This window comes from Carnobacterium sp. (genome assembly GCF_040274425.1).
On sequence record NZ_JBEMBC010000004.1, the window covers coordinates 1 to 13,100 of the forward strand.

The window sequence follows — 13,100 nt, forward strand, 5'->3', positions numbered from 1 at the left end:
GATCAAACTCTCATATAAAATGATGCTTGAAGCTCATATTGATTGCTAGCGAATAATTATTCACTAATTTTGTTACTGTTGACTCAGCACTGCTGAGTCACCCTCACATTTGGTTCGTCTTACTTTGTTTAGTTTTCAAAGGTCTAAAGTGTGTTGTCTCGTTTCTGACAACTTCTAAATAATACAATAGTTTTTTTGATACGTCAAGCTTTTTTATTTTATTTTTGAATAATTATCCAAAAACGTTTTTCCTATTTAGCTTAGCGACATTTAATAGATTACCACAGTCTGCAGCTAACTGTCAAATGAAATATTGATTTATTTAAGAATGTTTTTATCGTTATTGCTAGTCTTAAACTACTTGCAACATCAATTACTATAACAAGTCTATCCCAGATGGTCAACCATAAAGTTTACATTTTTTACAAAAAAAACATAAAAGCGAACATTTCTTTATTTACAATTCATAAAAAGACGTATATATATTCAAAACTCTTTTCACATCGGAACTATTGTAAATAAAAAAAGATTTTTGTTCGCTTTTTATTTTAGTTGTGTTAGAGACTTTTTTTCAACTTATAAACAATCGATTCAAATGGTCGTAATTCTAACTTATCTATCTTTTTACTACTATCTATATAATTACTAATTACGATGGTCTCAACTTTTCGATCATCATCTTTATACATAGTCGATTTTTCATAAAAATTAATAATCATTAGCCATGTTTCACCTTGGTAACTTCTTTCATAAACAAAAAGTTGGGGATCATTTGGCAATAATTCTTTATAATCGCCCCATACAATTAGTTCGTGTTCTTTTCTTAAACGAATTAACTTTTTATAATAGCTAAAAATGGATTCTTCGTCTTGTTGATCTTTTTTGACATTCAAGTCTTGATAGTTAGGATTGAGTGCCAACCAGGGAGTCTCAGTGCTAAATCCTCCATTTAAAGACTCATCCCACGGAATCGGACGCCTAGCATTATCTCGCCCTTTTTTATTAATAGCGCGAATGATCTCTTCCTTATCGTAACCTTGCTGCAGTCTTTCATTATACATATTAATACTTTCTATATCGTTAACTTCTTCTATAGAAGAGATTGGCGTATTCGTTAAACCTATTTCTTCACCTTGGTAGATGTATGGCGTTCCTTTTAGAAAATGTAAGAACGTCGCAAACATCTTGGCGGAAACGACACGATATTGCGGAGAATCATTGCCCCAACTAGATACGATGCGTGGAATATCATGATTGTTCCAAAACAAACTGTTCCAACCATCTCCATCCAAAGCTAGTTGCCACTTTGTAAAAACTTGTTTTAATTTAATAAAGTCCAAAGGTCTAGTATCCCATTTGGGTTTACCAGGTTGTTCATCTAAGCCAATATGTTCAAATTGGAAGACCATTGATAATTCATTTCGATCAGGTGCAGAATATAATTTTGCATCTTCCGTCGTTACTCCCCAAGTCTCCCCTACTGTTAAAACATCTAGCTTGCCAAATGTTTTTTGATGCATTTCTTGAAGATACGTATGCAACATCGGACCATTACCAGTAATGAGCTCATCTGGGATTTTTCCAATTAGATCGATGACATCCATTCGAAATCCACCGATTCCCTTATCCAGCCAAAAGTTCATCATTTGCCAAATTTCATTGCGAACTTTTGGATTTTCCCAATTTAAATCTGGTTGTTTCTTACTATATAGATGCAAATAATATTGATTGGTTTGTTTATCCAACTCCCATGCAGATCCACTGAAGATGGACGTTAACTCATTAGGAAGCATATCATTGGGTTGTCCATCCCGCCAAATGTAATAGTCTCGATAATCATTGTCTTTATTTTTTCGTGATTCTATAAACCAAGAATGCTCATCAGAGGTATGATTGACAACTAGATCCATAACAATCCGAATTCCGAATTCATTGGCCTTTTGAATGAGCTCATCCATGTCATCCATTGTTCCAAATTCTGGAGAAATTGCTTGATAATCGCTAATGTCGTATCCGTTATCGTCATTAGGGGATTGATAGACTGGACTTAACCAGATTGCATCAATACCTAAATCAGCTAAATAATTTAATCGGCGAATGATACCTTGAATATCACCTATACCGTCTCCATTGCTATCTTGAAAACTTCTGGGATATATTTGATAAACAACAGAACTATGCCACCATTTTTTTTCCACTATTGATCACTCCTTAATTGGTTGCTCTATTTAAAATGTCGCTTAATTTTAACTCACTTGTATCTGACACAGCATAATCAGCGTTTACCATCATATCCTTTGTGCCTACACCTACAGAAAAAATCCCGGCTGCATTGATCGCTTCAATACCAGCTTGAGCGTCTTCCACACCTATACATTCTTCTGGTTTTAACCTTAATTGTTCTGCACCTTTAATAAAAATTTCTGGATCCGGTTTTCCGTTAGCTAAGGATGCAGGATCAACTACTATATCAAAAAAATCTGCAATACCAAGCTTCTCCATTATGATTGGTCCATTTTTACTGGCAGATGCCAAAGCTAATTGAATGCCTTCTTCTTTCAGATCTGCTAATAAATCAGCTATTCCTGGCAATAAATCATTAGGTGTGACACTTAATATCAGCTTTTTGTAATCTTCGTTTTTTTCATCTGCTAAACGTTCTTTTTCTTCAACAGAATACTTTTCGGTTTGATTGCCTAACGCTAAGATACGCTCAAGAGAATCCATTCGACTGATCCCTTTTAATTGCTCATTCATTTCACGATCAAGCGGAATCCCTAATTTATTTGCCATTCTTTTCCAAGATTGGTAATGGTACTCAGCTGTATCTGTCAAAACACCGTCTAAATCAAAAATAAATCCTTTAATCATTTGCTAACTGCTCCTTTTTACCAATAGTAAAAGCTATCAAATGAATGTATCGATTTGATAGCTTTCTACTGATCGCTTTTGAAATTCAACATTTTATCATTTAATTGTCTGTAAAAACTGAATCGGACTCTCTACTACATCTGACAACACCATTTCTTGATCATATAAAGTAAGGTCAAGCGGTTCGCCTTCTTCTAAACGCACACTCACGGTTTCTTGTGTCACCGAGATATGAAGTAAACGTCCGCGGTACTTGATCTTGAAGTTATATTCTGTCCAGTTTTCAGGACAAAAAGGTTTAAAAATCAATTTATCATTGAATGTACGCATACCGGCAAATCCTTGAACAATAGCCAACCATCCGCCACTCATAGAAGTAATGTGCAAACCATCTTCAGTATCATTGTTGTAGTTGTCTAAATCTAAACGAGCCGTACGTGCATACAATTCAACTGCTTTTTCATTTTTGCCCAGTTCTGCTGCTAAAATAGCATGGACGGATGCAGAAAGTGAAGACTCATGAACCGTCATTGGCTCATAGAAATTAAAGTTGGCTTCTTTTTCTTCTAACGTAAATTCATCGTTCAAATAATAAATACCTTGCAAGACATCCGCTTGTTTGATAAAACAAGAACGTAAAATTTTGTCCCAAGACCAATGTTGATTGATCGGTCTTTCAGTTGGGTTCAAATCATTGGTTGTAAGCAAATCTTTGTCTAAAAATGTATCATGTTGCACGAAAACATTTAATTCATCATCATGAGGGTAATACATTTTTTGGACGATGTCCTCCCATTTAGACGTTTCTTCATCCTTTAGATGCAATTCATTTGCTACAATTGGAGAAACCTTTTTTAGACTTTCTAATGTATAGCGTAACGTCCAAGCAGTCATCGTATTTGTGTACCAATTATTATTAATATTGTTTTCATATTCGTTTGGACCTGTAACGCCATGAATCATGTAGTGGTTATTCCGTTTAGAGTAATGCACACGGTCAGCCCAGAAACGTGAGATAGCAACCAACATCTCAATCCCTTTGGTTGTTAAGAAAGTTTCATCACCAGTATAATTCGTGTAATTATAGATAGCATACGCAATCGTGCTGTTTCGATGGATTTCTTCAAAGGTAATTTCCCATTCATTATGACTTTCGATGCCATTAAATGTCACCATTGGATACAAAGCTCCTTGCAAGCCTTGTTGTTTAGCATTATGGAATGCACCTGGAAGTTGATTGTGTCGATAAGTGAGCAATTGTTCTGAGACCGTTTCATCAGCTACGGATAGATACATAGGCAAAATAAAGGCTTCCGTATCCCAATAAGTAGCTCCGCCATATTTTTCGCCCGTGAATCCTTTTGGCCCAATATTCAAACGGTTATCTTCACCATAATAAGTAGAAAACAATTGGAATATACTAAATCGAATGCCTTGCTGACTTTCAGCATCTCCTTCAATCACAACATCGGCTTTATGCCAACGTTCTTCCCAGATTGCTATATGTTGCGCTTCTACTGCATCTGCACCTAATGCGATGGCTTGATCCAATATTTCTGCAGCTAGATCCTCTTGGTTTTCAGGTTTTACATCACGACTTGTCAGCACACTGACAAATTTAGTCACCTTAGCTTTTTCACCAGCAGTTAGTTTATAAGTAATTTTTTCTTCCACTTGCATAAATCCTTCAGAAAATTCTCTTTTTTCATAATTTTCTGCTTTACTTTCCATCATGGTGGTTACAGTGAATTGTTCTATCCCAAAAGGATTTTCAATCGTTTTAGTGGTTAGACTGCTCTTTTCACCTGAAACGCGTTTCAGTTCCAACCAGAAATTTTCTTCATAGTTGCTGTCTTCATTTGTAACATTGCCGTCCATTTTCGGTATAAAAGTGATTGATGCATCGCTTTTTAAAACTTCAGCTGTAACTTCAACAACTGCTAATTCTTTAGTCGCAGCACTCACAAATCGTTTAAAGGTGAAACGGATTTCTTTTTCTCCTTGAACCCATGTATATGAACGATACAAAATACCTTTTTTCATGTCTAAATCGATTTCATAGTCTTTTACTTCATCGATTGCCAAATCAACTTTGCGGTCGTTTACCATTAACTCAACAGGAATGAAATTTGTGGCATTGATCACTTTTCCAAAATACTCTGGGTAGCCGTTTTTCCACCAGCCGACTCTTGTTTTATCCGGAAACCAGACACCTGCAAGATACGTTCCTAAATGAGAATCACCTGAATATCCTTCTTCAAAGTTTCCACGCATCCCCATGTACCCATTTCCGATGGATGTTAAACTTTCTTGTAGTCTTTTATCTGTTCTATCCAATTTTGTTGACTTTACTCTCCATGGGTCAATATCAAATAAACGCTTAATCATGTACTTTTACCCCCAAATGCTTTTTTAGGTTTTTCTCATTCGTTGCATCATTAAATTTTGTTTGGTAAAAAACAAACAGAAGCATGATCACTAATCCTACCGATTGAATCATTAGCAGAATAATAATGTCAAATTGAATCAACCCGATCAACAACCCTATGAATGACGGCAAGCCTATACAATTAATTAAAAGATTGACCGATTCTTTATAGGTTTTGATAGAAGAAAATTGACTTTTTCTTGTCAAATACAAAAAGATAGCTGAACCAAACGTTAGAAAAAATGTGCTGATCAATGTAATGGTGAATACTAAAAACATTAACGTTGCTACAGTATATCCTTTGTTTTTAATAAACCATTGTCGCGAAAGAGCATCTTTTAATTCATCACCATTCGTAACTTTTGATAAATCAAAATCTTTTGTATAAGGAATAGTCGAGACATCCTGACTGCCTTCTTTAATCAGGAACTCATTTTCTTGAAAAATCAGTGCATTTTCAGACATTAGTACTTCTGTCATCGCATTTTCTGTCAACAAGCCACTAACCGTGCCATTTTCAGATGAAAACATAAATGATTCTGGTAAGGTTAACGTTCCATTCTTATATTGGCCTTCTTGTAGTTTTAAAACGACTGCTTCATCTATTAAACCAAACGAACCAGGTAACGTTCCTTCAACTGGAAAAGTATCCATTTTCATATAATTTAACGATACTGGGATCATCAATAAACTATTAACAAAAAGCAACACAATAAAAATTTGAAACCAGTTTAGTTGATGACGGTTTTTAAATACTTTTTTAGGGGACCATATACTTTTAAAATAATTTAACGGGAATGCATCAGTTTTCATTGCTTCACTTCTTTTCTTTTTAAAGTTTATATGTTGAAATGATTATCCTTTTGTTCCTCCGGTAGTCAGACCAGAAACAAAATTCTTTTGCAGTAAGAAGAACAATACAGATATTGGAACGGCAATCAAAATCGCACCAGCTGCGAATAAAGCCACTTTTTGATCTTGTGGATTGCTAATAAACGTTTGCAATCCTACTGCGACTGTAATTTTTTCTGGACTTCTTAGTAAAAATCTAGCAAGCATGTAATCCCCAAATGGCGTCATAAATGCCCAAAGTGCTTGCACAGCAATCATGGGCCGTACAAGTGGAAGTACGATTTGCCAAAAAATTCTAAAGTGTCCTGCTCCGTCTAGTTTAGCTGACTCGTCCAAATCTTTTGGAACTGTATCAAAATATCCTTTCATTAACCATGTATTCATCGGGATTCCTCCACCAATGTATAACATGGTCAAGAACCAAAATTGATCCAATGCTCCTAACAGTAATGCCATAACATAAAAGGCAGTCAAAGCAGCCATTGTTGGAACCATCTGAATAACAAGGAAAAACATCAAACTTTTTTTTCGTCCCAAAAAGTTGTAACGGCTATAGGCATATCCAGCAATCGTAACCAATGCTACTTGAATGACCATAGTGGACACGGCTACCATCAAAGTATTTTTATACCATGTACCGTACAGCGTATCTTGGAATAAGCGCGTGAAGTTAGATAAAGTCCATTCTGAATTTAAATCTAACGAGAACGCCGTTATATTACCAGATTTAAATGCTGAACTAGCTGTAATCAGTAATGGATAGATGATAATGATCGCCAAAGCAATCATATAGACATAAGTGAAAAACTGACTAAGGAAACGAGAAGTCTTTTGAGATTTAAATAATTTTTCCATATTATGCATCCTCCATATTAAATGCATTTGTTTTCTTGAAGACTAACAAGGAAACAGTGATAACCAAAGCTGAGATGATCAAGGTGATTGCAGCAGCCATTGAATATTGCGGTGAAGTTCCGGTCGTTAATTTATAAATCCACGATATCAAAATATCCGTAGCACCTGCACCACCACCAACACTTCCTGGTCCACCATTATTAAAGAGATAGATCATTGAAAAGTTATTGAAGTTTCCTGTATATTGTGTAATAAAAGTTGGAGCAGCTACCATGAAGACCATTGGCATTGTAATTTCTCTAAAACGCTGAAAAGCGCTAGCTCCATCAATTTTTGCAGCTTCATATAAGTCTTCTGGGATAGATTGTAATATACTCGTTGTCATAACGTAAATATACGGGAATCCTAACCAACCTTGAATCATGATAATAGCCGTCTTAGACCAAAATGCATTGGTTTTCCAAGCGATTCTCCCTATTTCTACGAAGGGTAAATTGTTTATTAATGGAATAACTTGAGTATTGATTGCTCCGATACTATCGTTAAAAATGTTTGAAAAAGATAAAATCGTGATAAAAGCAGGTACTGCCCAAGGGAGTAAGAAGATAACACCAAAGAATCGTTTCCCTTTAATAAAGGATTGATTGGCTATAACTGCTGTGAAAATTCCGACAACAATTTGTAAGGTTGTCGCACTGAATGTCCAAATGATCGTCCAACTGAAAACAGACGTAAAAGCATCCCTATAGGTACTTAAGAAGAAAATATTTACGAAGTTTTTTAAACCGATCCAGTCAATCAAAGATGCTGGTGGAATATGATAAAAATCGTAGTTTGTAAATGCCATAAATAATGTAACCAATACGGGGAAGATAATGGTAAAGGCCATCATTAAGTAAGCAGGTACGATCAATAAGTAAGGGAAACCTGCATTATAGACATTCCACATGACTTCTTTAGCTGTCATATTAACTTTTTGTCCTTTATTCCAAATGTTAGCTACTCGTTTAGCATCATAGATATTTAATGCGTAGAAGGCTAAGAAGATAATGGTTATGATGAGTTGAAGTGTTCCTTCTATCATAATAAATAATGAATGATCTTCCATTGGAGTGCTTCCTAAAGTAATAAGTCCGTTAAATGCATCAATACCAAAAACGATCATCTCGACAATAAATGCGACAAAAATAGCTAAAAATACAATTCCTTTAAATCGTTGCCCGTTATAAAGCTGTCCTAAACCTGGTATTATTGAGTACAACATTGCTTTTTTTTCGTTTTTTCCATTTTGAGGTTTTGTCTGAGAAGACATTTTAAACTCCTCCTTTTTCTTTTAACATTTTTCGGCAGAGAACAATTGCATCCTCTGCCGAAACCTGTTCAATTTTAGTTATAATTTAATTTGTGTATTTTTGTTCGATCGATTCTTTGATTAATTTAGCAGAATCATCAGCTGACTCTTGAGGTGTTTTGTTTCCTGAAGCTGCATCAAACAACATGTTTTCAGCACCTGTCCAAACTTCAGCCATTTCAGGAATGTTTGGCATTGGTTGTGCATCTTTGTATTGGTTGATTACGGCTGTTGTTAATTCATCATTTTTCCCTGTAGCGTAAACACGTGATTCTTGATTTGCAGGTACTTCATTTGTTGCATCATAGAATTTGTTTTGGTTTTCAGTATTTGTCACATAGTCTAACCATTCTTGAGCAACATCTTTGTTTTCAGAATAGTTGCTGACAACCCAACCTTTTCCGCCTCCAAATGCTTCATAAGCTTCATCATTGTTTAATGCTGGGATAGTAGAAACACCATAGTTAACACCAGCATCTTTTAAGCTAGCTGCTTGCCAAGGTCCACCAATAAATGCGCCAACTTTACCGCTTAAGTATTGATCTGTAATAAAAGCATCAGAACTTGTTACATCTTGCATACCTTGTGGCCATGTATTTTGGAACCAGTCAGTAGCATATTCGATAGCTTCAACAGCACCTTCATTGTTTAGTCCGATGTCTGTTGGATCTGTTCCATCTTCACCAAAAACATATCCGCCATAACCAGCAACTAAACCATAGGTAAAGTAAAAGTCTGTCCATTTAGCTAAAAATCCTGTATTTTTTCCTTCTTCTCCATCAAAAGCAAATTGATCGTCTTCTGATAACGCTTCTAGATCTGCAAAAGTTTGAGGTGCTTCATCCAATAGATCTGTATTGTAATATAATACCAATGTTTCAATTACAGAAGGTGCACCATAAATTTTTCCGTCTAATGTAACTTGAGCTCTATCTGTATCATCGTATTGATCGTCATTTTCTAAAGTTACTTCTGCGATATGTCCTTGTTGTCCTAACGATCCCATACGATCATAAGCAGACATCATAATATCTGGTGCATTTCCAGATGGACCATCAAGAGGTAACGCTTCCAATTGTTCAAACATATCGCGTTCCGTTACTTCAATGGTAACTCCATGTTCTTCTTCAAAAGCACCTTTAATATCTTCAACATAATCTACATACCCTTGGTCGACCGAAATTTGTAGCGTTGAATCTCCTCCTGCAGCTTCTCCTCCGGTTGACGAACTTGTTTCTGTTGCTTCTTCCCCACTCCCACATGCTGCAAGCACTAATGCACTAGCAGATACTAAACCTAAAACATATTTTTTCCAACCTGTCTTTTTCATCTTTGTATATCCCCCTCAAATATGAGTTATTTTTGATTACATTCTTATTATCAGTTATCAGAACGCTTTCTGCAAACGTTTTCTCTATGTTACCGGTAACAGGAATTCAATTGTGTGTTCTTATCATCAAAAAATAAGACAATACTGTCCAAAGAGCGGTTGCTCTAAAAACAGTATTGTCTTTTATCATTTAGTCTTGGTATTTCTGTGCAATATTCTCTTCGATTAATTGAACCGCATCATCTGCAGCTTGTTGTGGAGATTTATTTCCAGAAGCAGCATCAAAGATCATTGTTTCAGCACCGGTCCATACTTCGCTCATTTCAGGGATATTTGGCATTGGTACGGCCGTATTAAATTGTTCAATGACCGCTTTTGTTAACTCATTGCCTGATTCACTGACAACGGTTCTAGCTTCTTGATTAGCTGGAATTTCTGAAGTCAGCTCATACAACGTTTCACTATTTTCTGCATTCGTGACATAGTCCAACCACTCTTGGGCTAATTCAGGATTTTTCGAATATTTGCTAGCTACCCAAGCTACACCCCCTGCGAAAGGTTCATACTCTTCTCCATTTGGTAATGTCGGGATGGTTGAAACACCATAATTCACACCTGCATCATCATAGCCGCTTGCTCCCCATGGCCCATTGATTACAGCGGCCGTTTTACCACTAGTAAATAATTCATTCATAAAGTTTTCTGAACTAGTTGCATCCAGCATTCCTTGAGGCCATACATTTTGGTACCAATCTGTTATATACGTAATTCCTTCAACGGATTCAGGTGAATTCAATCCAATATCTGTTGAATCCGTTCCCTCTTCCCCAAAGACATAACCCCCATATCCAGAAAGTAAACCAATGTATTGATATGGAGTTGTCCAGTTAGCTAAGAAGGCAGTATTTGTGCCTTCTTCATTTTCAAAAGCATACTGATTATCTTCTGATAATGCTTCTAAATCCTCAAACGTTTCAGGTGCTTGGTCAATTAAATCTTTATTGTAATACATTACTAATGATTCAATAACAAAAGGTGCACCATAAATTTTTTCGTCAAGCGTGACTTGTCTCTGATCTAATTCATCATAACGTCCATCATCAGGTAAGGTAACTTCTGCTATATGACCTTGTTGACCTAATATGCCTACTCGATCATACGGAGCAATCAAAATATCAGATCCAATTTCAGCAGGTCCATCTAGCGGTAAAGCTTCAAGTCCATCGAACATGTCCCGTTCAGAAATTTCAATCGTTACATTATGTTCTTCTTCGAAAGCTGGAATAATTTCATTAACATAATCAATATATCGAGGATCTACATCTATTGTTAAAGTTGAAGCACCTCCGTTTCCACCCGTTGACGAATCTGTTCCAGTTGTCTCTTCCCCACTGCCGCATGCACCCAAAACTAATGCACTAACCGATACAAAACCTAACAGTACATTTTTCCAAACCCTTTTCTCCACTGTAATCTCCTCCTTCTCAGTTAACTTTATTATCTTACTTCCATCATTTTTTTGCAAACGTTACCATTTAAACGCAAAAAAACAGAACTAAGCTTCATGCCTAGTTCTATTTTCTTTTATGCTTTATAAATAACAAAGCCATTTTTTTTGACTGATAATAATTTATTGTCTACAAAAGCTAAGTTCCATAGTAAGGTTTCTGGTGCTCTTTCTAACGTAAGTTCTAAATCTTGCTCACCTTGATTAAAGTAGCAAATCAGTTCTTCATCACCATAGGTTCTTTTCATTCCAACAACTTTTTCATCATCACGAATGTCAAACCATTCTATTGCTCCATAACTTAACAATTCTTGGTTGTTTTTTCTAAATGCGATCATTTCTTTAGTGAAAGCAAGCATATCATTGTCTTGTTCTTCTTCGTCCCAAATCATACATTTACGACAATCAGGATCATTAAACCCGTCCATACCGATTTCAGTTCCATAATAAATACATGGCGATCCGTGTTGTGCAAACATAAAGGCTAATCCTGACTTAGCTAATTCTTGGTTATTTTTGCTGATAGTCAATAATCGAGCAGTATCATGAGAGTCAAGCATATTAAACATAACTTCATTCGTTTGATTGCGGTACAACATTAATTGTTCATTTAATCCGGCAACCATTTTACTCGCTGTAATGTCTTTTTTCATAAAGAAATTTTCAATAGTTTGTGTGTAAGCATAATTCATCACAGCATGAAATTCATCACCTTGAAGCCAGCTTTGCGAAGAATGCCAAATTTCCCCTAAGATATAAAAGTCTTCTTTTATATCTACCGAAGCTTGGTAAAATTTCTTCCAAAAATGGTGATCAACTTCATTTGCAACATCTAAACGCCAAGCATCAATATCGAATTCTTTGATCCAATACGTAGTCACATCTAATAAAAAATCTTGAACCTCTGGATTGCTTGTATTTAACTTGGGCATATGCCCTGTAAACGCAAAAGTATCATAACTTAATTCGCTAACATTTTCGAGTTCTTCAACCGATAAGTCAGCCAGTGATTCGACTGGAAATTGATTGATATGGAACCAATCTTTATAGCGAGACTGTTCTTGATGTTTAAGAACATCTTGCCATTGCATCGAATCCATTCCTAAATGGTTGAAAACAGCATCCAGCATGACTCGAATACCACGTTTGTGTGCTTCTTGAACGACCTTTTTAAACAGTTCTTTATCACCAAAATCAGGATCGATTTCATAATAATCAATTGTGTCGTATTTGTGATTCGATTTAGCTTTAAACAACGGGCAAAAGTAAATACCGTTAACCCCCAAATCAACCAGATAATCCAAATGGTCTATTACACCTTGCAAGTCTCCGCCATAGAAGTCATCTCGCCCAGGATTTTTTTTGCTGCCCCATGGCAAAGTTCCCTCAGGATCATTCGTGGTGTCCCCGTTAGCAAACCGTTCTGGAAAAATTTGATACCACACGGTTTCTTTTACCCATTCCGGTGTTTTTACTCTATCGACTTCGTGTAAATAAGGCAATCTAAAAAAGGTATTGGCGTCTTCTAAGTAGTGATCTGTAAACGGAAATACACCACGATCTCCGTAAAGGACTTCTATACCGTCAGTTCCTTCAACATGAAAACAATAAGCGATGCGTTTTGTTTTTACGTAGGTTTCAATCATCCAATAATCATGGACATCCGTACTTAAAATCAATTTCATTGGTTTATTTTCTTCATACCATTTTTCTGTTCCATGAGAGTAAGGATCTCCGCTAATCAAACCAACATTTTTCACATCCCCCTTTTTTGTTCTTAGACGGATATGAAACTGTTCGGGTTTATATAAATACGCGTATTCACTATCTGGTCTATGGTAAATTGCTGCTGTTTCCATCGTTATTTCCTCAATTCTTTTTTTTATTTAATGTTGAATAAATTACT

At 35.9% G+C, this 13,100-nt stretch carries 9 protein-coding genes; all 9 read right to left on the minus strand.

Annotation, left to right across the window (positions count from 1 at the left end):
* Positions 1-557: 557 nt before the first annotated feature.
* The 9 genes from ABS911_RS01320 to ABS911_RS01360 all read right to left on the minus strand — a co-directional run bounded on the left by ABS911_RS01320 (position 558) and on the right by ABS911_RS01360 (position 13,053).
* Positions 558-2,198 carry a glycoside hydrolase family 13 protein gene (locus ABS911_RS01320; RefSeq protein WP_350465925.1) on the minus strand — a complete coding sequence of 547 codons (1,641 nt, stop codon included), beginning with the start codon at positions 2,196-2,198 and terminating at the stop codon, positions 558-560.
* 13 nt (positions 2,199-2,211) lie between these two features.
* Entirely contained in the window at positions 2,212-2,871 is a 660-nt protein-coding gene (gene pgmB / locus ABS911_RS01325; protein WP_350465926.1) for a beta-phosphoglucomutase, read from the minus strand.
* A gap of 96 nt (positions 2,872-2,967) precedes the next feature.
* The gene (gene mdxK, locus ABS911_RS01330; protein WP_350465927.1) at positions 2,968-5,259 is read right to left on the minus strand and encodes a maltose phosphorylase MdxK; all 2,292 of its coding nucleotides are present in this window, start codon (positions 5,257-5,259) and stop codon (positions 2,968-2,970) included.
* On the minus strand, positions 5,252-6,112 hold the full coding sequence (locus ABS911_RS01335) for a DUF1189 family protein (RefSeq protein ID WP_350465928.1): 861 nt from the start codon (positions 6,110-6,112) through the stop codon (positions 5,252-5,254). The genes mdxK and ABS911_RS01335 overlap by 8 nt, the downstream gene beginning before the upstream one ends.
* A gap of 42 nt (positions 6,113-6,154) precedes the next feature.
* The gene (locus tag ABS911_RS01340; protein ID WP_350465929.1) at positions 6,155-7,006 is read right to left on the minus strand and encodes a sugar ABC transporter permease; all 852 of its coding nucleotides are present in this window, start codon (positions 7,004-7,006) and stop codon (positions 6,155-6,157) included.
* A gap of 1 nt (position 7,007) precedes the next feature.
* Entirely contained in the window at positions 7,008-8,318 is a 1,311-nt protein-coding gene (locus tag ABS911_RS01345) for a sugar ABC transporter permease (RefSeq protein ID WP_350465930.1), read from the minus strand.
* An 85-nt stretch (positions 8,319-8,403) separates the two neighbouring features.
* Positions 8,404-9,687, minus strand: a complete 1,284-nt coding sequence (locus ABS911_RS01350; protein ID WP_350465931.1) for an extracellular solute-binding protein — start codon at positions 9,685-9,687, stop codon at positions 8,404-8,406.
* 190 nt (positions 9,688-9,877) lie between these two features.
* Positions 9,878-11,155 (minus strand): extracellular solute-binding protein, encoded by a 1,278-nt coding sequence (locus ABS911_RS01355; protein WP_350465932.1) that lies wholly within the window; start codon positions 11,153-11,155, stop codon positions 9,878-9,880.
* A gap of 116 nt (positions 11,156-11,271) precedes the next feature.
* Positions 11,272-13,053: a glycoside hydrolase family 13 protein gene (locus tag ABS911_RS01360; protein ID WP_350465933.1), complete on the minus strand. Its 1,782-nt coding sequence runs from the start codon at positions 13,051-13,053 to the stop codon at positions 11,272-11,274.
* Positions 13,054-13,100 lie beyond the last annotated feature (47 nt).

Excerpts from the sequence above, each read along its gene's own strand:
- pgmB (WP_350465926.1), bottom strand. The coding sequence starts at position 2,871 with ATGATTAAAGGATTTATTTTTGATTTAGACGGTGTTTTGACAGATACA.
- mdxK (WP_350465927.1), bottom strand. The coding sequence starts at position 5,259 with ATGATTAAGCGTTTATTTGATATTGACCCATGGAGAGTAAAGTCAACA.
- ABS911_RS01335 (WP_350465928.1), bottom strand. The coding sequence starts at position 6,112 with ATGAAAACTGATGCATTCCCGTTAAATTATTTTAAAAGTATATGGTCC.
- ABS911_RS01360 (WP_350465933.1), bottom strand. The coding sequence starts at position 13,053 with ATGGAAACAGCAGCAATTTACCATAGACCAGATAGTGAATACGCGTAT.
- ABS911_RS01340 (WP_350465929.1), bottom strand. The coding sequence starts at position 7,006 with ATGGAAAAATTATTTAAATCTCAAAAGACTTCTCGTTTCCTTAGTCAG.
- ABS911_RS01345 (WP_350465930.1), bottom strand. The coding sequence starts at position 8,318 with ATGTCTTCTCAGACAAAACCTCAAAATGGAAAAAACGAAAAAAAAGCA.
- ABS911_RS01350 (WP_350465931.1), bottom strand. The coding sequence starts at position 9,687 with ATGAAAAAGACAGGTTGGAAAAAATATGTTTTAGGTTTAGTATCTGCT.